This is a genomic window from Marinobacter sp. CP1 (assembly GCF_001266795.1).
In the GTDB taxonomy this organism is placed as follows: domain Bacteria; phylum Pseudomonadota; class Gammaproteobacteria; order Pseudomonadales; family Oleiphilaceae; genus Marinobacter; species Marinobacter flavimaris.
This window is the reverse complement of sequence record NZ_CP011929.1, coordinates 2,033,218-2,052,783: the sequence shown is the minus strand read 5'-3', so window position 1 is coordinate 2,052,783 and position 19,566 is coordinate 2,033,218. Positions and strand designations below refer to the sequence as shown.

The 19,566-nt window shown below is 50.9% G+C and carries 16 protein-coding genes and 2 pseudogenes; 10 read left to right on the top strand and 8 right to left on the bottom strand.

Annotated elements, in window-relative coordinates:
* Positions 1-25: 25 nt before the first annotated feature.
* The gene (locus ACP86_RS09485) at positions 26-1,213 is read right to left on the bottom strand and encodes a radical SAM protein (RefSeq protein WP_176443093.1); all 1,188 of its coding nucleotides are present in this window, start codon (positions 1,211-1,213) and stop codon (positions 26-28) included.
* Positions 1,214-1,874: 661 nt separating this feature from the next.
* On the opposite strand from ACP86_RS09485, the pseudogene ACP86_RS22090 reads away from it, so the two are divergent.
* A pseudogene (locus ACP86_RS22090) lies at positions 1,875-2,504 on the top strand (LysR substrate-binding domain-containing protein); the annotation flags it as partial.
* A 76-nt stretch (positions 2,505-2,580) separates the two neighbouring features.
* Here ACP86_RS22090 and ACP86_RS09480 read toward each other — a convergent pair.
* From ACP86_RS09480 to ACP86_RS09470, 3 genes are read right to left on the bottom strand one after another with little or no spacing between them, the layout of a single operon-like run.
* Positions 2,581-3,099 (bottom strand): cytochrome b, encoded by a 519-nt coding sequence (locus tag ACP86_RS09480; protein WP_053113454.1) that lies wholly within the window; start codon positions 3,097-3,099, stop codon positions 2,581-2,583.
* A gap of 54 nt (positions 3,100-3,153) precedes the next feature.
* Entirely contained in the window at positions 3,154-3,948 is a 795-nt protein-coding gene (locus ACP86_RS09475; RefSeq protein ID WP_053113453.1) for an SDR family NAD(P)-dependent oxidoreductase, read from the bottom strand.
* Positions 3,949-3,992: 44 nt separating this feature from the next.
* Entirely contained in the window at positions 3,993-4,802 is an 810-nt protein-coding gene (locus tag ACP86_RS09470; protein ID WP_053113452.1) for a DODA-type extradiol aromatic ring-opening family dioxygenase, read from the bottom strand.
* A gap of 120 nt (positions 4,803-4,922) precedes the next feature.
* Between ACP86_RS09470 and ACP86_RS09465 the strand changes: the two genes are divergently transcribed.
* Positions 4,923-5,825 (top strand): LysR family transcriptional regulator, encoded by a 903-nt coding sequence (locus ACP86_RS09465; RefSeq protein ID WP_053113451.1) that lies wholly within the window; start codon positions 4,923-4,925, stop codon positions 5,823-5,825.
* Between the two features lie 193 nt (positions 5,826-6,018).
* On the opposite strand, the pseudogene ACP86_RS09460 reads toward ACP86_RS09465, so the two are convergent.
* Positions 6,019-6,456: pseudogene (locus ACP86_RS09460) on the bottom strand (IS3 family transposase); the annotation flags it as partial.
* A 148-nt stretch (positions 6,457-6,604) separates the two neighbouring features.
* Positions 6,605-7,084, bottom strand: coding sequence for a MarR family winged helix-turn-helix transcriptional regulator (locus ACP86_RS09455; RefSeq protein ID WP_053113449.1), 480 nt, complete (start codon positions 7,082-7,084; stop codon positions 6,605-6,607).
* 193 nt (positions 7,085-7,277) lie between these two features.
* On the opposite strand from ACP86_RS09455, the gene ACP86_RS09450 reads away from it, so the two are divergent.
* Both ACP86_RS09450 and ACP86_RS09445 read left to right on the top strand, forming a co-directional pair.
* Positions 7,278-8,342: an efflux RND transporter periplasmic adaptor subunit gene (locus ACP86_RS09450; protein ID WP_053113448.1), complete on the top strand. Its 1,065-nt coding sequence runs from the start codon at positions 7,278-7,280 to the stop codon at positions 8,340-8,342.
* Complete coding sequence (locus tag ACP86_RS09445) at positions 8,342-11,401, top strand: efflux RND transporter permease subunit (protein WP_053113447.1); 3,060 nt, start codon at positions 8,342-8,344, stop codon at positions 11,399-11,401. Before ACP86_RS09450 ends, ACP86_RS09445 begins: the two co-directional genes overlap by 1 nt.
* Before the next feature lie 387 nt (positions 11,402-11,788).
* On the opposite strand, the gene ACP86_RS09440 is transcribed toward ACP86_RS09445, so the two are convergent.
* Both ACP86_RS09440 and ACP86_RS09430 read right to left on the bottom strand, forming a co-directional pair.
* Positions 11,789-12,951 (bottom strand): IS3 family transposase gene (locus ACP86_RS09440; protein ID WP_085986438.1). Its coding sequence is split into 2 segments (ribosomal slippage): positions 11,789-12,696 and positions 12,696-12,951, totalling 1,164 coding nucleotides; the frame shifts between segments, so codons are not numbered across the junction.
* A 781-nt stretch (positions 12,952-13,732) separates the two neighbouring features.
* Positions 13,733-14,023: a HipA N-terminal domain-containing protein gene (locus ACP86_RS09430; protein ID WP_158499461.1), complete on the bottom strand. Its 291-nt coding sequence runs from the start codon at positions 14,021-14,023 to the stop codon at positions 13,733-13,735.
* 846 nt (positions 14,024-14,869) lie between these two features.
* Between ACP86_RS09430 and ACP86_RS22620 the strand changes: the two genes are divergently transcribed.
* From ACP86_RS22620 to ACP86_RS09400, 6 genes are all read left to right on the top strand, one after another.
* Positions 14,870-15,127: a hypothetical protein gene (locus ACP86_RS22620; RefSeq protein WP_075267627.1), complete on the top strand. Its 258-nt coding sequence runs from the start codon at positions 14,870-14,872 to the stop codon at positions 15,125-15,127.
* Positions 15,128-15,244: 117 nt separating this feature from the next.
* A complete protein-coding gene (locus tag ACP86_RS09420) occupies positions 15,245-16,270 on the top strand; it encodes an ATP-binding protein (RefSeq protein WP_053113444.1) in 1,026 nt (341 codons plus the stop codon).
* A 164-nt stretch (positions 16,271-16,434) separates the two neighbouring features.
* On the top strand, positions 16,435-17,460 hold the full coding sequence (locus ACP86_RS09415) for a hypothetical protein (RefSeq protein ID WP_053113443.1): 1,026 nt from the start codon (positions 16,435-16,437) through the stop codon (positions 17,458-17,460).
* A 12-nt stretch (positions 17,461-17,472) separates the two neighbouring features.
* On the top strand, positions 17,473-18,060 hold the full coding sequence (locus ACP86_RS09410) for a hypothetical protein (protein WP_053113442.1): 588 nt from the start codon (positions 17,473-17,475) through the stop codon (positions 18,058-18,060).
* A 313-nt stretch (positions 18,061-18,373) separates the two neighbouring features.
* On the top strand, positions 18,374-18,688 hold the full coding sequence (locus ACP86_RS09405; RefSeq protein ID WP_053113441.1) for an antitoxin Xre/MbcA/ParS toxin-binding domain-containing protein: 315 nt from the start codon (positions 18,374-18,376) through the stop codon (positions 18,686-18,688).
* Between the two features lie 307 nt (positions 18,689-18,995).
* Positions 18,996-19,532 (top strand): gamma carbonic anhydrase family protein, encoded by a 537-nt coding sequence (locus ACP86_RS09400; protein ID WP_053115507.1) that lies wholly within the window; start codon positions 18,996-18,998, stop codon positions 19,530-19,532.
* Positions 19,533-19,566 lie beyond the last annotated feature (34 nt).

The following is a 19,566-nucleotide window of genomic DNA, read 5'->3' as shown; positions in this document are numbered from 1 at the left end:
GTGCTACCCTTCTAGGTCGGGCCTTTTAGTTGATATGGTCAATTAGCGCGTCTGTAAATGCCTTGATCTGTACTCGGCATTCCGGGGTTTCACTAACATCGAAACGCCCAAAGCGCTTGTATTTTGTAAGGTTATACCCTCCGGGACAGAGCGAGTAATAGGGGCAGTCTTCAGCGCAGGTTGAGTGACTGAGTTTGAAGTCCTGATAGACCTTCTTTAGCTTCCTAGATGTCACGATGTCATCCAAGCTGTCCTCATTCAAGTTGCCGATGACCAGCCCTTTTCCATCACCATAGATGTTTGGGCATTCGTCTTGGGTAACGCCAGCATAGAATGTCGAAATATCACCGTTTCTCTCGATGTTGAAGGCACGCAAAGGTTGGCTCATGTACCCGGCCGTTGTGGTTAGTGAGGGCTCAGGAGTCGCTGTGAGTCGTTCGTAGAAATAAGAGAAATTCTTAATGTTCAGAATCTGATTCTCGGAAGGGGTGGTTTCTATTCTGTTCAGCAGTGTTTTTAGGAAGTCGTAGAAGCTTTGCTCAGAGCGTATATAAGAAAGCTCTCCGTTATCTGGGAAATCGTCCAGGAGGTTGAAACGAAATTCCGAGATATGGCTCTGATAAGAAACGAAGAAATCATAAATTTCATTAGGATGCTGAAGTGCCTGTGGAGAAATGACGGCGATCAATCCGAACTTGATTCCATGGTCAATGAGCTGTTGGATCCCGGAAAGGGTCCTTTCAGATGAACCCTTGTTCCGCCAGTCCCGGCGATATGCGTCATGCAACGCTTGAGGCCCGTCGCAGCTTACTCCAAGGGTCACAGTGCCCTCGTAACGTTTGAAGAACTCACACCAACGTTTATCAATCAAGGTCCCGTTGGTTTGAAAATCGTGGAATACGCGAAAATCAGAACCACATTGTTCAGTTGCAATGTCTGCAATACTGTTGATAGCGGCTTCGTAGTAATCGGTGCCGAGAACCATCGGCTCACCAGAGTGCCAGTTCACAACCAAACGGTCCTTTACATAGCGACTGGATAAAATCTTTGTGAAGTAATCAGTGATTTTTTGTACAGGGATACTACCTCTGTCGCGCCGGGTTTCCTCGGTGAGATAGCAGTACTTGCAGTTCAGATTGCAAAAAGATGTGCCCTGCACGACAACCAGTTCTATTGGTGAAATCCAGGATGGAATGTCAGGTGGCTCTGTCATCACGATCATCTCTGGTTGATGCGGGACAGTCAGTTTGTGGGGCGACTCCCCCCTACCGCGAAAAAATCATCAATAAGCGAGAGAGTTACCCCCAAAACAGCTTTGGTTCGACAAGTCCTCACGCTCTCATCATTGGGCCCCACTGAACTTTGCAGGTAGTTTTTTCCGAGAAGCTGTTTCGTAGTTCCATGACCCGAAACTTTCTCAGGTGATTTTCAGAGAAGGCTTTGGTCAAGTTTGATGTAACAGCCTGGATTTGCTCGCGGTCGGTCTGAGTGTGCTGGCTCATGTTAATGCTCCATCATCTTAACGTTGATTTTGGCGCACACATCAAGCATACATCGAAATACAGGAGGAGATTTTCTGCTTAGTGCATTATTTCTTTTAGCACAGTTATGTTGTATTTCAACTATATGGTTACTTTATATGTAGGCTCAGACGTGGCGAAAAAGCCAAGCCTGCTTCAGCGGCGCAGACGCCTGGGTGGGACCTAATACCGGGTTGGATTCTACCCCGTTTCCACGGACGTTTTTAAAACGGTGGTGGACTTACCCCGGTCCACTAGACACTCCTGGCCTATGATTGGACTTACCCCGGCAACGCCTGACCTCCCATAGCTCCGCGCGGAGGCTATTCCATTGGCAATGAACGCCTTACCCAAATGTCCGCTTTGCGACCAGGGCTTACTCTAGACCCAGCTAAACAAAAGCGAACATTCGCCCGGTGTCTTCTGAGCCAATTATCCCTCTGCTTAGCAAGACCGAAATCGAATGCGCCGCTGGTCAACGACTTTGTTTTGCGATACCCCGAACTCGACGTGGACATGAAATTTACCAACCAGATACTGGACCTGGTCGCTGAGGGGTACGACCTTGCCGTGCGCATGGGAAAGCTCGAGGATTCGACCCTGATGGCCCGCCGCCTGGCATCACGCACTTTGTACGTGTGTGCGTCGCCGAGCTATCTAGCCACACACGGCACGCCGCACTCGCTGTCCGATCTGACGAACCACAACTGTTTGCTGGGAAACCTGGATTACTGGCGCTTTCAGGAAGCGGGCCAGTCACGCAACGTGCGGGCAACGGGAAACATCCGTTGTGACAGTGGCAGGGCACTACTTGATGCCGCCCTCAAGGGCATTGGTATTGTTCAGTTGCCGGATTATTACGTTCAGGCTGCAGTGGACTCCCGGCGGTTGATCCCGGTGCTGACTCACTATCAGGAAGACGATGACGGTATCTGGGCGGTGTATCCTCATGACCGTCATCTGTCGCCGAAGGTACGCCTGCTTCTGGATTTTTTTTGCAGAATCGCTCGCATAGCGCCGGACAGCAGCGGGCCCGGTGTGCGGGCACGTTTGGCTCAGTTCAGACCATCCGGCTCAGGGTGCCGTCGCCTTTCACATGCTGGTGGTACAGGGCCATACCGATATGACCAATCACCAGAACCGCCAGAGCCCAGGCGAGGGTGGAATGGATGCCGCCAATGGTCGATGCCCAGGCAATCTTGTCACCCTTTGCAATCAGCTGCATGCCAAAGGCGTTCAGACCATAACCGCCGCCCAGCAGAATCAGAATTCCGGTGACGGGCAGCAACAGCATAGCCGCATAGAGCAAACCATGACCGATTTTCACCAGGCGTCCCTGCGGATCCTCATGTTGGGGCCGTTGGCCGCGCTGACTGAAAGTCCAAACCATGCGTAGCACGATTAATGCGAGCAATAGTGTTCCGATCGACACATGCCAGGGCACAAGGGTTTCGCCAACCCAGTGCTCGCCGTCGGCAATCCGGTCGCCAAACTTTAGAAACTGCCAGCCGATCAACACGGCCATCAGCCAGTGCAGGCTTTTGCTGAGCGTTCCGTAACTTTCCCTGGAGTCTTTCATGGTTAAGAGATGTCCTCTGGTTTAGGTTTTTGGTAATCGATGCAGCGCCCTGTTTCAGGCGATGCTTTCAACAATGCCGCCTTCCACTCGCAGGGCTGAACCGGTGGTAGCGCTCGCCTGGGGTGAGGCCGCGTAAATACACAGGCTGGCTACCTCCACCGGATCGGCGAACCGCTTGATCAGCGTTGAGGGCCGGTTTTCTTCAAGGAAGAGCGTTTCCATCTCTGCCATCGATACGCCCCGTTCGGAAGCCATCTCCTGAAGCATGGCTACGGCGCCCTCGGTGCGAGTAGGGCCCGGCAGGATCGTGTTTACTGTGACGCCTGTGCCCGCGAGTACCTTCGCCAGGCCGCGGGAAAGCCCCTGCAGGGCGGCCTTGCTGACGCCGTAGTGAACCATTTCAGACGGGATGTTCAGGGCTGACTCGCTGGAAATAAACTGGATCCTGCCCCAACCCCGGTCCGCCATGCCTCGGGCGTAGTGCCTGGCGAGCCGGACAGCACTCATGACATTGACCTCAAGTATGTGGTCCCAGTCGTCGTCCGCAATGTCGAAGAACGGCTGTGCGCCGTAGATACCCAGATTGTTGACGAGAATATCGACGTCCGGACAGGCCTCAGTCAGGGCCTGGCAACCTTCGGCCGTGCCGGGGTCGGCCACGATCCCCCGGATATCGGTGCGTCCGGAGGTCTGTTCGATACTCGCTAGGGCGTTGTCCAGTTTGTCCTGACGACGGCCTGTGATCGTGACCTGTGCGCCGGCGTTTGCCAGACCACTGGCAATGGCCAGCCCGATACCGGCGGTTGAACCCGTTACCAGTGCGGTTTTGCCGCTGAGATCAATCTGCATCTGGAATCTCCTGAAGGTTTTTTGAATTTGCTTTCACGCCATCGTCATCCGAAGCGGAATCCCGAAAGCCGGGTTTTCAGAACGTTTTCGGTGTAGACAGTGCGCCCCTGATCCGCGCCTGCGGCACCTGCCGCTACCATCATTGGTATCAGGTGTTCTTCTGCGCGTGTTGGATGGCAATCCCGGGCGTGGGGTGCCGTGGTCCAGTTGCCCAACGCCCGTTTCCGTTCAGCGGGTGTGTCGTGGACGGCATTGACCAGCCACTCGTTGAACGTTTCCGATGGTTGGGTGTAGCGGGCATCGCCGTAACCTCGCATGTTGTGGAAGCTCATGCCGCTGCCGATGATCAACACGCCTTCCTCGCGAAGACCGGTCAGGGCCTCGCCCGCTTCAAGGTGAGAAACCGGGTCCATATCGGCCTTCAGCGACAGTTGGACCACCGGGATGTCGGCCTCCGGAAACATCAGCTTCAGTGGAATAAACATACCGTGGTCAAACCCGCGGTGGGCGTCTTCATGGGCTTCAATGCCGGCAGCTTTGAGCCTTGAGACAACCTCACTGGCCAACGAAGGCATGCCCTCTGCGGGATAACTGAGCCGGTATGTGTGTTCGGGAAAACCGTAGTAGTCGTAAATCAGATCCGGCTGTTGGCCCGACGTCACTGTGAACTCGGGGGCAAGCCAGTGGGCGGATACCATGAGAATGGCCCTGGGTGGTTCCGGCAATGAGGTGCTTACGTTGGCCAGAAACTCAGCCATGCCATTCCAGGTGGTCGGCGGGTTCCAGTCCATAAAAAAGCAGGGCCCCGCTCCGTGAGGAATAAAGAGTACTGGCTGTGTTGCTTTATGGTGCATCGGAACTACCTCTCCTGACCGCAGTCTGTGGAAACAGCGTTGCCGAGCAACGATAACTATTCACCTTTAGAAAGAGAACCTGTTAAATTTAGGATCAGTTTTAACTGAGAGTTAAAAATAATGTTGGACCGTTTTACCGGCATGCGAGTGTTTGTTCAGGCCGCAACGCTGGGTAGTCTCTCTGCAGCCGGCCGTGATCTGGGGATCTCGCCGGCGATGGCCACCAAACATCTGGACGCACTTGAGCAACGGCTGGGCGTGCGCCTGTGTCATCGCACGACCCGTCGCCTGACGCTGACCAATGCGGGGCTGGACTACCTCACCACCTGCCAGAGAATCCTCCTGGATCTTGAAGAGTCCGAGTCGCAGCTGGCGGCCCAGGGTAATCAGGCCGTTGGCCTGCTACGGATGAACGTGCCCCTGTCTTTTGGCACTCACTACATCGCCCCCCTGTTGCCGGCATTCAGTCGCCGCTATCCGCTCGTTCACATAGAACTCGGTTTGAGTGATGCGCAGCAGGATCTGATTGCGGAGGGATGGGATCTCGCGATTCGCATCGGGCACCTGGCCGACAGTGATCTGAAAGTGAGGCATTTGGGAGACTACCCGATGCGGGTATGTGCCGCGCCAGACTATCTGGAGCGCTGTGGTACCCCTCGCAAAGTCTCTGAACTGAGTAGTCACCAGTGCCTCAGCTATTCGTTGTCTTCCCAGCAGGGCGATGGAACCTGGTCGTTTGGCCGCAACGGTGAGGTAAAAGTCCCGATACAGGGTCCGCTCACGGCGAATAACGGCGATGCACTGCTGGCAGCCGCCGTGGGCGGTCAGGGCGTGATCTACCAGCCCGACTTTATTGTTGCCGACGCGCTGCGCGATGGAACCCTCGTGGAACTGGTACTGGATGTTCCGGTGGTGCAGCTTGGCGGCCTGCACGTACTGTTTCCGCCCGATCGACGCCTCCCGGCCAAGGTCCGCGCGATGATTGATTTCCTGGTGGAGGCGTTCTCGGTCAGTTCCAGGTGACAACCACAGCTCCGACCCGGCAAGCGGCGGAGCTGGAGTTTTAGGCAATCAACCGACCGGATCGTGTATTTAAGCGCCCATCCTTTCAGAGCAAACTTTACAGCATGAGGCCATGGTCCCATCCCTGAACGCCTCATTTCCGAAACTCGTGCCATCACGTTCGGAAAATCAAGGCTAAATAAAGGTGTAGTGGTCAACTAATCCCGGACAGTATTTTAAGGTTTTCCTCGGCCGCAACGGGTGAAATGCCGCCGTTGAATGCATGAGGTCGTTGCCGGTTGTAGTAGTCCATCAAGTAGCTCCCAATATCCTTTTGAGCCTCAGGCAGATTTCGGTAACCCAGGGCCGGTATCCATTCCGATTTCAGGCTCCGGAATAGCCTTTCCATCGGTGCATTGTCCCAGCAGTTGCCACGCCGGCTCATGCTTTGTGTCATTCGATAGCGCCAGAGCCTCTGACGGAACTTTCGACTGGCGTACTGACTTCCCTGATCCGAGTGGAACATGACTTTCTCTGGACGACCACACTGTTCCCAGGCGTGATCCAGAGCTTTTACAACCAGGTCCGCATCCGGACTGGACGACATGGCCCAGCCAACAACCCGGCGAGCGTATAGATCCAGCACCATGCTGGCTGCTTCCTGTTTGAACTCAGGAGAAAAAGAACGTCGCTTTCTGGTCATCAGACACCTCGTTTATGATGGCGATCTTACCACCTACGTTGGTGTCCGGAATCATTGAACCACTACAGTCCTGGAGGAGCAGCACCGTGGAGGTTCTTCATAGATTCCACTCCTGATCATTTTGTCCAACTTCTTCTGTGCATCTCTCCTCAAGACACCGAATTATTGAAAGCGATGTCTTCAGGTCCTTAATCGTAATACCGTCCGTTAAAGCTTTGGCCCACCGTATTTGACGCTGGTCGGCGAGTCGGTATGTCTCAGCACCTTTATGTGTCAGGCCAACCAACTTCGCTCTCTTGTGATGGGGGTTTTCCGAATACTTTAAAAGGTCAGAATCGACTAAATCATTCACGACTCTTCGTACTGATTGTCGAGCCAACCCCATCCTGCGGGCGATTTGGGCAACCGTCAGGTCACGCTCTTCCAACACTATCGCCCCAAGTACCTGCCAGCGAGCACTGGTTAATCCCAAGTCGCCTACTAAGTTGTCGCCGGAATTCAGTAGAGCTCCGTTAAACCGAAATACTTCAAGAATGAGGTCTGTGGCGGCTTCGCTGAGCTCGGAATGTTTGTCCATGAGTTCAAGTCCAATTCAATTTGATTTCGTAAAGATAGAAGATTTGCATCAGATTGACAGCATACTGTCAATATGAGAGAAAGTTTTAGTGTTAGCGCAGCCTCCCTGTGTTCTCAACAACCGCTGTGTTGCTTTGGACTTCGTCCCATCGATAAAAATAGCATAAAAACAACATGTTACCGAGGAAGTGTCGATGAAAAAGGTTTTTTTCAGCCTCGCAATCGTGAGTCTCTTTTCCGGCTGCAGCCAGAATTCAGGAGGCCCAGCGGAAGGGGAATCGAGCGCACATCGTTGGGTACAAACCACCACGTTAGTGGAGGCCTCTGATTCATTCTTCAGTTTGACGGGAACAGTAAAAGCCCGTCACGAAGTGGAGCTAGCATTTCAGGTTGGCGGCAAAATCGATCGGCGATTGGTCGATGCAGGTCAGTCAATCAGGAAAGGTGATGTTCTTTTCGCGCTTGACCTTCGAGACCTTCGTCAATCTGTGGTTACTTCCCGGGCAAGGTTGAAGGCAGCAGAAGCAACCTTAGAGCTTGCTGAAAACGAATTTTCACAAGACAGTCAGCTGATTGAACAAGGCTATAAAAGTCGTCGGGAATATCAACGGACATTTCTGGCTCTAAAAGAGGCAGAGAACCAGCGCGATGCTGCCGAGGCCGAGCTGAGCCAAGCTCTGAATGCCCTGGACTACGGTGTGCTCAAGTCTGACAGCGACGGCTTCATTCTGGATGCCTTCGGGGAGCCGGGAGAAGTTGTAAGCGCTGGTCAAACTGTTGCGAAATTTGCCACGGATGCACAGCCTGAAGTTGAAGTTGATTTTCCCTCTGACCTATACCCGCCAGAGTCTGGTGAGCTTATCGTCGACGGTGTTGCGATTGCGTTGAAGCGAAGAGAAGTTTCGGGAGCTGCGGATCCTCTTAGTCGTACTTGGAAAACACGATATGCGATCGACCAAAAGCACCCGGGCCTCAGGTATGGTCAACTGGTCAAAACGCAATTTCGTGACAGTCAGCCCGACATACCTCTCTATAAAACCAAAATTTCATCCATTGATGAGAGAGGCGAAACTCCCCTAATTTGGACCGTCGACAATGGAGAAACGCTGCAAATCAGCATTTCTATCCACAAAATAGAAACGGAGTATGCTTGGGTCTCTAGTCCTGAGCTAAGAGACGGCCTGGAGGTTATTTCTCTGGGGACACATCTTCTCAAGCCTGGAATGGCGGTCCGCCCCGTCAGCGAGAGGGAAATCTGATGTCTTTCCCTAACCTCTCCAAAATAGCCGTTCGAGAGCGTTCGGTTACCTTATTCCTGATCATTATATCTCTTGTGGCGGGCCTATATGCCTTCAATTCCCTTGGACGCGCCGAAGATCCTGACTTCACTGTTCGGGTTATGGTGGTTTCGGTTCTATGGCCGGGAGCAACAGCTGAAGAACTCCAGGATAGTGTTGTAGACCGCTTAGAAAAGCGGATACAGGAAGTTAAAGACCTATATAGAATCGAAACGACAGTCCGGCAAGGTCGAGCCGACCTTCAAATCGAGTTTCAAGACTTTACCAAGGGCGAGAACGTTCCTGACCGCTTCTATCAGGTAAGGCGCCGAATGCAGGATGAAGCTGGCTCACTACCGGAAGGCGTAATCGGCCCCATCGTAAACGAGGACTTTGGCGATGTTTATTTCACTCTCGTAGCTCTGACTGCCTCAGGGATGCCGTTAAGAGAGCTCGTCAGAGACGTTGAAGAGATCAGAGATCGGGTGCAGCGCGTCTCTGGAGTCAAAAAGGCGGAAATCCTTGGTGAGCGTCTGGAGAGAGTTTTCGTTGACTTTGACATGAGTAAGCTGCAAGGGCTTGGATTATCCCTGCCTGACGTAGTCGAGGCGATTAATGGCTTTAACCGGCTTTTGCCCTCCGGCCACATTGTTACGGATGGACCCAAAGTATATCTCCGATTGAATAGTGACCTCTCAAATCTCCAGGCAATGCGAGAAGTACCAATCAGAATTGGAAATCAACTCGTTCAACTTGATGACATCGCCAACGTCTCCAGAGGATATGAAGATCCCCCCAGCTACCTCGTTCGCTCTCTTGGGGAGGATGCGCTGCTTATCGGGGTGGTTATGCAAGGTGGCGAGAATGGGTTGGAATTCGGTAAACGTTTAAGGGAATTCTGGGAAAGAGAAAGGGCTAACTTGCCTCTTGGCATGGAGCTCGACGTGCTGACGAACCAAGAAGAAGCAATTTCGGATGCTGTTAATCTTTTCCAGATCAAGTTTCTTATTGCCGTTCTTGTCGTGATGGCAGTAACTATGTTTGCCGTCGGGCTTCGAGCGGGAGTTGTTGTAGGGATCGCTATTCCGATAACTCTTGGACTCTCCTCTGTTGTCATGCTGGCGCTGGGTATCAACCTCGACAGAATCACTCTTGGTGCCCTCATCATTGCCCTGGGGCTTCTGGTCGATGACGCGATCATTGCTATAGAGATGATGATCGTGAAATTGGAAGAAGGTTGGGATAAGGTACGAGCCGCTGCTCATGCTTGGAACGTGACGGCAGCTCCAATGCTTTACGGTACTCTGGTTACAGTTGCTGGCTTTGTTCCTATAGGATTTGCTCAGTCAAGTGTCGGAGAGTATGCGGGTAACATTTTTTGGGTGCTAGCAATAGCACTTCTACTCTCTTGGCTGGTTGCGGTTTCTTTCACGCCCTATCTCGGCGTGAAGTTTCTGCCAGATAGCATCCCAAAGACTCACAATAACCAATCTGATACTTACTCTTCCCGCCCCTATCGCCTTCTCAGAAAGGTCATAACTGGTTCTCTGGCTCACCGAAAATCGGTGGTACTCACGACTTTTCTCCTGCTCATTGTCTCAGTTATTGGGTTGATAGGTCCCGTTGAAAAACAGTTTTTTCCAAGATCTGATCGTCCTGAGGTGCTCGTTAGCATTTATCACCCTCAGGGGACCTCTATCGAGGTAACAAACAAAACAGCCGAAAAGGTTGAAGATCTCATGGAAGATGCAAGTGGCATCAGATCGATGTCCACTTTCGTTGGCGCGGGCGCCCCTAGGTTCTTCATTTCAGCCAATCCCGAACAACCAAGCAGCGCATTTGCGAAGTTAGTTATGGTTGCTGAGGATGTGAAGGCGCGAGACAGTTTAATTACCATGCTTCGGAGCAGCGTTGCCGCTGGTCTCTTTCCTGAAGCGAGGATAAGAGTTGAAACACTGCTCTACGGCCCGCCCGTTGATTGGCCAGTCAGTATCCGAGTCCTGGGTCCCGAAGCAAATGAGTTGCGCAAACTTGCGAGAAAAGTTCGAGACGTTATTTCCGACCACCCCAACACAGAAAACACTCATCTTGACTGGGATGAGCGGACTCCCACACTGAACCTGGTCTTCGACACCGACAAACTCCGACTGTTCGGATTGACGCCAGAAGACGTTTCTTATCAGCTTCAGTTCCAACTATCTGGATTGACATTAACAACGTTGCGAGACGGTATCCGTTTGGTCCCAGCAGTAGGTAGAGCTCAAGCTGAGGATGCTGAGCAAATTCAGGATCTGGAGATTGTGAGCAAAGATGGGCGTCGAATTCCTTTTAACCAGATCGGCGAAGTCGATGTCGTCTATGAGGAACCTGTCATAAAGCGTTTTAACAGAGAGTTGTTCATTTCCGCCAACGCCGATGTCCGTGGAGCACAAGCGAAAGATGTCACGGCCGACGTTTGGGCGAATTTGTCGGATCTCCGCGAGCGGCTTCCTGCAGGTTATTCTCTTCAAATTGGCGGTGCCGTTGAGCAATCTGCAAAAGGCGAGAAATCCATTCAAGTTCTGCAACCTCTAATGATTGTCTTGATGCTGATATTCGTGATGCTACAGATGCGCTCTTTCAGAGGAACACTCGTTGTATTACTCACCGCACCGTTAGGTTTAATTGGCGCTGTAGCTGCGATGTTGATGTTTAGCCAACCATTTGGATTCGTCGCAACGCTTGGGATTATAGGTCTTGCGGGCATTCTAATGCGCAATACGCTCATTCTGACCCAACAGGTCTCTGACAATGTCAGCTCTGGCATGCAGATTCGGAACGCTGTCGTTGAGGCGGGGGTTCAAAGGTCTCGGCCAGTCATTCTGACTGCACTGGCAGCGGTATTGGCTTTTATTCCACTTACGGTGGATAGCTTTTGGGGGCCTCTCGCATACGTTCTGATTGGTGGGGTCTCGCTTGGCACTGTCGCCACTTTGATATTTGTTCCAGCGCTTTACGCAATGCTATATCGATTACCTAGTCAGGGCCGCGAAGATTCGTAAGAGTAAATGTCAAAGCAATTAATTTTTGATGATCTGAGGGGTTAATCTAAACAAGACGCCTTCGTACAAGCATGAGTTTTACCTCGCCACAGCGGACAGCTCCTAGAAGAGGCTGGTGAGTGTCATGTGGATCGGGGGACTCCAGCGTGTGAGCCGGGCGTTATTCCCGAATCCGAATGTTCGCTTTGCGACCAGGCTGGACAAAGGCAAACATTCATCGCGCACTTAATCCGAGCCCGCCTTCCCCGGATTTTCTGACAATGAGTGGTACTGAAACGAGGTCAGTCTTCGGAGCTGGATTTTTCCATTCTGGGTGGATTTAATACTTGGTCAGGGTCAAACTTCCAAGGCGATTTTGCATCTAAAGGTTCCAAAGAACTGTAGTGGTCAACTAATCCCGGACAGTATTTTAAGGTTTTCCTCAGCGGCAACGGGAGAAATACCACCGTTGAACGTGTGAGGTCGTTGCCGGTTGTAGTAGTCCATCAGATAGCCACCAACATCTTTTTTGGCCTCAGGCAGGTTCCGATATCCCAAGGCCGGTATCCACTCAGATTTCAGGCTCCTGAACAGCCTCTCCATCGGTGCGTTGTCCCAGCAGTTGCCACGTCGGCTCATGCTTTGTGTCATTCGATAGCGCCATAGTCTCTGACGGAACTTACGGCTTGCATACTGGCTTCCCTGGTCCGAATGGAACATAACTTTCTCTGGGTGACCGCGCAGTTCCCAGGCGTGGTCCAGAGCTTTGACGACCAGATCTGCATCCGGACTGGATGACAACGCCCAACCAACAACGCGGCGAGCATACAGATCCAGCACGACAGCCAGATAACTCCACCGCTGGCCGCTCCAGACGTAGGTGATGTCACCACACCAAGCCTGATTGGGCCGGTCTACCGTGAACTCGCGGGCCAGGTGGTTCGGGATATCCGGTCGTTCGACCGTGGCCTGCTTGTAAGCGTGAGGGCCTGGCTGCTTACAGATCAGCCCCAACTCGCTCATCAGACGTCGAACCTTGAAGCGCCCGACGACAATGCCTTCTTCGCTGAGTAAGCCCTTTATTGTCCGGCTGCCGGCAGAGCTGCGGCTCTTCGTGAACAGCCGGTTTACCTGGGCCTTCAGGGCCAGACGCTCAACATCCACACGGTTCCGCCGTTGGCGGTATTCGTAGTAACTAGAACGACTGATATCAAACGCATTGCAGACCATTTCAACAGGTATTCGCTCACTCAACTGGTCTATCAGCGCGTACGATTCATGTCGTCCGACATCAAGAGAGCGGTAGCCTTTTTTAGTATGTCTTTCTCCTGTTCAAGGCGCTTGCAGCGGGCTTCCAGCTCCTGAATACGGCGCTGCTCCGGGGTTAACGCCTTGCCCTTCGGGGTGACACCGTCACGCTCCTCGGTCAATTGGTTAACCCAGCGCCGGATAGCACTTTCACCAATTCCCAGAGACACGCTCGCCTGGGGAATCGTGTAACCTTGATCCAGCACCAAGCTGGCTGCTTCCTGTTTGAACTCAGGAGAAAAAGAACGTCGCTTTCTGGTCATCAGACACCTCGTTTATGGTGGCGATATTACCACCTACGTTGGTGTCCGGAATCATTGAACCACTACAGAACTGACTACCGTGACTCCTTGGCAGTGCAAGCGATAAAGAGGTCTAAGCCTTAAAGGTTCCACAAAACTGCCTACTAGACGCTTTTTGGCGCCCCTATTGAGTCACAAAACTGACCACATGACAGCCTTGGCTCTCCGGCTGGAAGATCTCCGCTCAAAGGTTCCACAGAACTGACTACTCTGATTTTTTTTCATTCGCCAGGTTCAGCTCGATCTAGCCCTAAAGGTTCCACAAAACTCACCAACTGACTCCTTTGTGGAGAAGTCTCCCTTCGAACTTATAAGTCAATGTTCTGTGGCACGAGCGACTGAGAGTGGCATACTAGGTTGAGGTCATTGGACCGCTTTAAAGATCTTTTTTAAGGGGGGCGGAAAGTGACAACTGAGTTCATGCTTGCCGCAAGTGGCTTTTTGCTCGTGTCGATCTGCATAATGATTGGAATCGACATTGCCAGAAGCCGACGTTAGTTCTTCGGTCTAAACGTTTGTTAGTTGATCATATGGCGAGTCCCCAGAGCCTCAGGGAAGCAAAGAGCGTGATCAAGCAAGTCTGGCTGGGTTGGTGTTGTAGGGACTAGGCTCGCTTGCAGACTCATAAACTCATTCAATAGGTCTTGCGGGAGCTGATTAGCCCTCGGAACTGACTCGAACGCCCATTCGATCATTCAGTCTTTACCGCCCGCCGTACTTGAGTGCGGCATGAGTCGAAAATCTATTCCGTCGGGTGAATAGTCACTGCGCCGGCAAGATCTAATCCATTATTGATCAGCAGCGTGAAACGATCGTTAGGGTCGATCTTTTGCTCAAATGACTGAATGCGTCTAAGCCAGCCCTCTGAGCAAAGACCACTGAAATAAGCCGGCAAGCCATCGGACTCAAAGCGCTCCGCTCGAAGGGGAAGGCTGAGACTGAGCGGCCTTCCATTTTCCAGATAATCGGCATCGTATTGGAAATAAACCTTTCGCCCCGCGCGCTCAAGGTGGCCCGCCAATTTTCCATGCATATAGACGGTGGCTCTCTTTGTGAATCTTTGCATCTTTCCCAGTGCCTCTTTGGCAGTTTGAGCGGCAATCCTGTTTACTGTCTTGAACTTATTATCGACAGATATTATGCAACAGGGATAGTCTGAACGAACAGGAAGCTGAGTATGCGGGGTAATATTCGTGAGCGTCGAGTTTGCGCTAATTGGAACAGGCGTGGTTTGCCTGACGGCTTTTTTACTTATGAACGTGATCGTTTTCGTGGCGTCACGACGTCGGCGTAAGAATGAACGAAGTTAATGTCCGTCGCACAGCGTGGAATTTTTGGGTTGTTGATTTAAGGTCGGAATACAAGTAGATATGTTTTTGCGCGCCGCCCAAACGTTCGCTTTGCGACCATCCCGCATTCCAGCTGGAACCTAAACAGAAGCGAATATTCGCTCTATTTTGAAGCTGACCTTCTTTACTGTGCCCCGACTGAACTTTCGAACAGAAAAGCAGACATTCAGGTTGAGCGATCAGCCTAAATAGAATGGCCTCCGTTTGGGGCTGGGACTTTCCATACGTTTTTGGGCAAGTCCACCGCCGTTTTAAACCGTCCGTGGGAACGGGATGGCCTCCCCCCCCTTGTAGGCCATAGTTTTGGATTAGCATTCTTTTAGACTTCCTGAATTAAACTTGCAGAAACCTGATCAAACAAGTCGCATGCAAACTTTTGACGCCGCCGGGGTTCGCAGAATCGCGGAAAGGCAGCTACTATCCCTTTGAAATGGAATGGAAGTTCGCACTGTGATTCAGGTCTAGACTGAAAAAAGCCGACTGGGGTTAGCGCGAATTCAAACTAATAAGCTGTTAAATAGGAGCTATTTATGTCAGCGAGCAAGGAATGGACAGAATGGCATCTAACCCCAACTGGCTGGGTGCGTGGATCAGAAAAAGTGGACTATCAGGGAGTTACTACCGTCGAGCCACCAGCCGATAGAGTCCTTACTTGTGAGTATCAGGAATATCTTTCCTCGTCCTTCAGCTCTATGGATAAAGGGGCTTCGGTATTGTGGGAATCTGAGGATAAAGAAAAGGTTGCTCAACTTTTGAAGCAGTTTGGTGAATGTCCCCAGCGCCTCTAGTTTTAACCAGTCGCTGTAGTGCTCGGCCAATGGCCGCCGGACGACCTTTTCATTGCGGCTTCGCCTCCATTGCAAGTGCGCCGCTAAGCTTCATGTTTACCCCGCACAAGGAACAGAATGAGTCGCGTTTACGAAGATCGAGTTAAAGAAATTCTCGCTAATTCGAGTGATGATGGAAAAGTCAAATCTCGAGAATCGACGTCGCTCGAATTTAAAGAAAATTTTGGCTTCAAAAGCCTAGCGAAGTATCTCAAGACTATTTGTGCCTTTGCGAATACGCAAGGCGGGATACTTGTTTTTGGTGTTACTGATAACCCGAGAACGTTGAAGGGAATCGATAAAGACAAATTTGAGCAGATCAAAATAGAGCAGCTATCCACATACCTTTCAGAATATTTCAGCCCGGAAATTCACTGGGATATAGGCGTTGTCACGTTTAAAAGAAAGCACTATGGATTCATCGCAATAAAAGAGGCCGATGATAAACCGGTAATATGCAAGAAAAATTCGGGTGATGTTCTCAAAGATGGTGATATTTATTATCGGTATCGTGGGACAAGTAAACGAATCGAATTTCCTGAACTAAAGCGAATGCAGATTGAGATTCGTGAAAAAGAAAGAAAGCTATGGATGGAGCACATTGAGAAAATATCGCGAATTGGACCAAAAAACGTAGCGTTGCTTGATCTATATAGTGGCAAGATGGAATCCTCCAATATAGCGAACAATTTTGTTATAGATGAAGAACTATTGGCCGGATTAAAAAATGAGGTCTCTTTTGTCCAAGAGGGCCATTTTAAGGAAAAAGAAGGGGCTCCTACGCTTAAGTTGGTAGGGAATCTTGCGCCAGTCGATACGGTGGTGGTTCCCAACCTTGACCCAAATAAAGACTATCCTTTTTTGGTTAAGCATTTAGCGGATGAGCTTCAAATTCGATCCTATGATGCCCAGGTTCTTGTCTGGAAATTGGGACTAAAAAACAGTAAGAGATATGCAATCGAAGTTGACGCTGGTGCTTCAACGATATTCAAGTACTCTAAGTATGCGTTAACAGCTATACGTGACGATCTGGCGAAGCACGAAGATAAAAAGGAATATCTAGCTAACGCAAGCAAAGAGTATCAATCACGCAATAAGGGTTAACAAATGGTTGCACCGGATAAGCCGGTGAACTCAGCGTTAGAAAATCTGAATGTCCGCTTTTCAACCAGCTGTGCTCCTTACATTCCCTAAATAAAAGAGAATAAATCCATTGCGATGTTAATCATGGAATTAATTGATCAGAGCATTCGAGGGAGAGCGTCGATATGGTTATGTCTGATAGAGCTGCTGCCACTTACGACTGGTTCAAAAAGCGTGAACAAGAGCTACATCACGAAGCTAGCCAAAACGCTGGGAAACTAGCGTTGCATGATCTATGGAGACTGTCTTACTACAAGCAGCCCTATCTTTTGCTCCAATCTGACGAAGCCATATTGGAGAGGTTCAGGGACGTGTTTATGAATGGCCTCGACCTCAATCACAAGGGCCAGATCACGCCGACGCCAATGCTAGCAAACGATAATCGCCTTGGCAGACTATTCACAGAAATTATCGAAGAAACGAACTGGCGGGGTATTCTGACTAAAGATTCGATGTCAGAAGGGCTGGAGCAACTGAACACCTATTTCTCAGACGGGACCCCTCCTGGCGTGAAAATGTTCGAAGGAAGAGCAGAGGTCGAGGGTGATTGGTTGGTAAAATTCTCAAAAAGCAAGTACATCGAAGACGCCTTTCATCACGGCAGGTTGCGTATATCGCCTGCGTCCGAATACGCAAAAGGGAGCCATCTCCGAGCCGTTAAGGATCTTGAAACGGCAAGACCTTATAAGTTGAGAGCCTTTGCAGAGGCGATGCGCGGCGAGACTAGCGTTAAATTTCAGGGCCATACACTTCCCATTGAAAAAGGGACGGTGGATCTGGAATTCATGATGGATGACTACTTTTTGTTCTGTACGTGTACAGACATCAGTCGGCGAATGCCAACTGATTTCGAGGCAGATGCGGCTCTGATTATCAAAGACAAAATGGCATTCATAGATCGTTTGAGGAAAGCATTCGCTCAGCAATATCCGCACTGGCAGTTCTTGGAGGGCAATGTCTACTATTACGATCCTTTCAACGATATTCCTAAAGATATGAATCAGGAGTTTTGGAAGCACATCTCCTTCTCTTACCAAAAGGAGCACCGTTGCGTTCTTCGACCAAAGCGAAAAGAGGAAGGCGAGCTTCAAGCGTTTTTCGTTGAACTTGGATCGCTAGAAGATATTTCTGAAATGGTTTTACATAGCTAGGAGAGCAACAGTATGGAGCACTATGCGAGCCTGACTGCCTGGATCCTCGGCTCACTCGGAGGGGCAGGATTTATTGTCGTCGCACTTTCGAGCTGGCTGGGAAGAGTGTGGGCCACTCGGCTTATGGACAATCAGCGGCATAGTCATCAGCAGGAATTGGAAGAGTTACGATCCAATCTTCGTGCGAAAAATAATGAACAACTGGTTTCCATCAGAAAAGACTATGAGATTTTTAAGGAGACTCACCTCAGAGAGCACAACGATAAATTGCTGATCTACAGAGCTTGCTTAGATATCGTTGCCTCTCTCCTAGCAAAAATCGAATTGACGGCACTTGGAAAACGAGCCGGATTAACAGCTGAAGAACAAGAGGCTTTCGAGACTGAAAGGCTCCGTCTCTTCGCATATTTGGCGATGCTGGCTCCGCAGGAAGTAATGGACGCGAATGACAATCTAATAGATATGCTTCTTGCCTTGATATATGACGGAAAAGGTACGACCTGGAAGAGTATCCGAGAAGCAGCACTCAAGCTCACGAACTCAATGAGAGCCGATATAGGTATCAATAAGAAAGCGGTCTCATACAACGGTGTTCGTTAGACAAACTGAGACAGAATCAACTTAACCTGATAAATACGGCATTCGGAATCTTTAACGGTGGCTGGCTTTGAATGTTCGCTTTTCGACCGGGCCGAGCTTCCCAAGCTCTTAAACGCATGCGGACATCCGCACGCTCATGATCCCTGAAAATGTCTGGCGCCATGGTGGTGCCGTTGTCCACACCAAAGGGCGGCAAAATTCAAATTGGCGCAGTGACTAAAACAGAGATGTCCATGACACTGGGAGAGTCCCCTTCCTTTTATGGATTGTCCATTAGAAAATGGAATAACGATGCCCAGTCGGAGGGACTTGTATGAGGGAAGGAAAATCTTACAGCCTGAGTGATCTCGTGGCCCAGTGTGACCCGGACGCCCCGATTCCAGATACGCTCCGAGAATGGGAGCGGATGGTGCCGGTTGGATTGGAACTGGTTATCACGCGGCACGCAATCGACGTTGTTCATCAGGCGATACGAATCTGGGAGTCGCGGGAACGAGCATTGGACTGGCTCCAGCGACCGATTCCAGCGCTTGAAGATGAAAGACCCTGCGACCTGTTGGGTACCCCTGAGGGTTGTTGCAGGATAGCGTCGGTGCTCCAGAAAATTGAGCACGGTGATTTCAGCTGATCCTACAGATGAATACTCGCTTTTTCATGTTCATCGTGCTCGCCTGTGAAGACCCTACTCCGAGATTTAGATCTACTAAAAACTGAAAAATCCAAAGTGATAGACCTCTAAGCAGGAAAAATTTTCGACTTGGTGCGGTGTCCGCTTTGCGACCCGCACTGCCGATTTTAGCTGGCAATCTCTGGCCAGAACCGGCCACAATATCGTCACATGATTAGAGTGAAAACCGGCAAAAGTGTAACTTTGACTCCTTCCTATCTTTTCAATCACTTACGAATTGGTTACATGTAACATGGGTGCTAAAGGGGTGACGAATATACGTTCACACAAGGGTATCACGCCACATTTTGGGGAACGGGCATGGGTCGATCCAAGTGCCGTGGTGATTGGCGATGTGGAAACCGGCGATGATGTTTCCATCTGGCCGATGACCGTGGTTCGTGGCGATATGCACAAAATCCGCATAGGGCACAGGTGCAGCATCCAGGATGGGTCGGTCCTGCACATCACCCATGCCAGTGACTACAACCCCGGCGGTTATCCGCTCACCATCGGCGACGATGTGACGGTGGGCCACAAGGCACTGCTGCATGGTTGCTCCATTGGCAGCCGGGTTCTGGTCGGCATGGGCTGCATCATCATGGATGGCGCCGTGGTGGAGGACGAGGTGATTGTTGCCGCGGGCTGCCTGGTTCCGCCCGGCAAGACCCTGGAATCCGGGCACCTTTTTGTTGGATCACCGTGCAAGAAAGCCCGGGCGCTGACGGAGAAGGAGCGCGGGTTCTTCAAATACACCGCCGCCAACTATGTCCGCCTGAAGAATGAGTATCTTAACGATCAGTAAGCCAGTGGTCTGAAGTCACCGCCGTGGCCGTATC

Bases quoted from the DNA above. Each gene is read 5' to 3' on its own strand.
- ACP86_RS09480 (WP_053113454.1), bottom strand. From the start codon at position 3,099: ATGAAAGACTCCAGGGAAAGTTACGGAACGCTCAGCAAAAGCCTGCAC.
- ACP86_RS09415 (WP_053113443.1), top strand. From the start codon at position 16,435: ATGGTTATGTCTGATAGAGCTGCTGCCACTTACGACTGGTTCAAAAAG.
- ACP86_RS09410 (WP_053113442.1), top strand. From the start codon at position 17,473: ATGGAGCACTATGCGAGCCTGACTGCCTGGATCCTCGGCTCACTCGGA.
- ACP86_RS09445 (WP_053113447.1), top strand. From the start codon at position 8,342: ATGTCTTTCCCTAACCTCTCCAAAATAGCCGTTCGAGAGCGTTCGGTT.
- ACP86_RS09420 (WP_053113444.1), top strand. From the start codon at position 15,245: ATGAGTCGCGTTTACGAAGATCGAGTTAAAGAAATTCTCGCTAATTCG.
- ACP86_RS09470 (WP_053113452.1), bottom strand. From the start codon at position 4,802: ATGCACCATAAAGCAACACAGCCAGTACTCTTTATTCCTCACGGAGCG.
- ACP86_RS09430 (WP_158499461.1), bottom strand. From the start codon at position 14,023: ATGCATGGAAAATTGGCGGGCCACCTTGAGCGCGCGGGGCGAAAGGTT.
- ACP86_RS09485 (WP_176443093.1), bottom strand. From the start codon at position 1,213: ATGACAGAGCCACCTGACATTCCATCCTGGATTTCACCAATAGAACTG.
- ACP86_RS09405 (WP_053113441.1), top strand. From the start codon at position 18,374: ATGAGGGAAGGAAAATCTTACAGCCTGAGTGATCTCGTGGCCCAGTGT.
- ACP86_RS09450 (WP_053113448.1), top strand. From the start codon at position 7,278: ATGAAAAAGGTTTTTTTCAGCCTCGCAATCGTGAGTCTCTTTTCCGGC.
- ACP86_RS09455 (WP_053113449.1), bottom strand. From the start codon at position 7,084: ATGGACAAACATTCCGAGCTCAGCGAAGCCGCCACAGACCTCATTCTT.
- ACP86_RS09475 (WP_053113453.1), bottom strand. From the start codon at position 3,948: ATGCAGATTGATCTCAGCGGCAAAACCGCACTGGTAACGGGTTCAACC.
- ACP86_RS09465 (WP_053113451.1), top strand. From the start codon at position 4,923: ATGTTGGACCGTTTTACCGGCATGCGAGTGTTTGTTCAGGCCGCAACG.
- ACP86_RS22620 (WP_075267627.1), top strand. From the start codon at position 14,870: ATGTCAGCGAGCAAGGAATGGACAGAATGGCATCTAACCCCAACTGGC.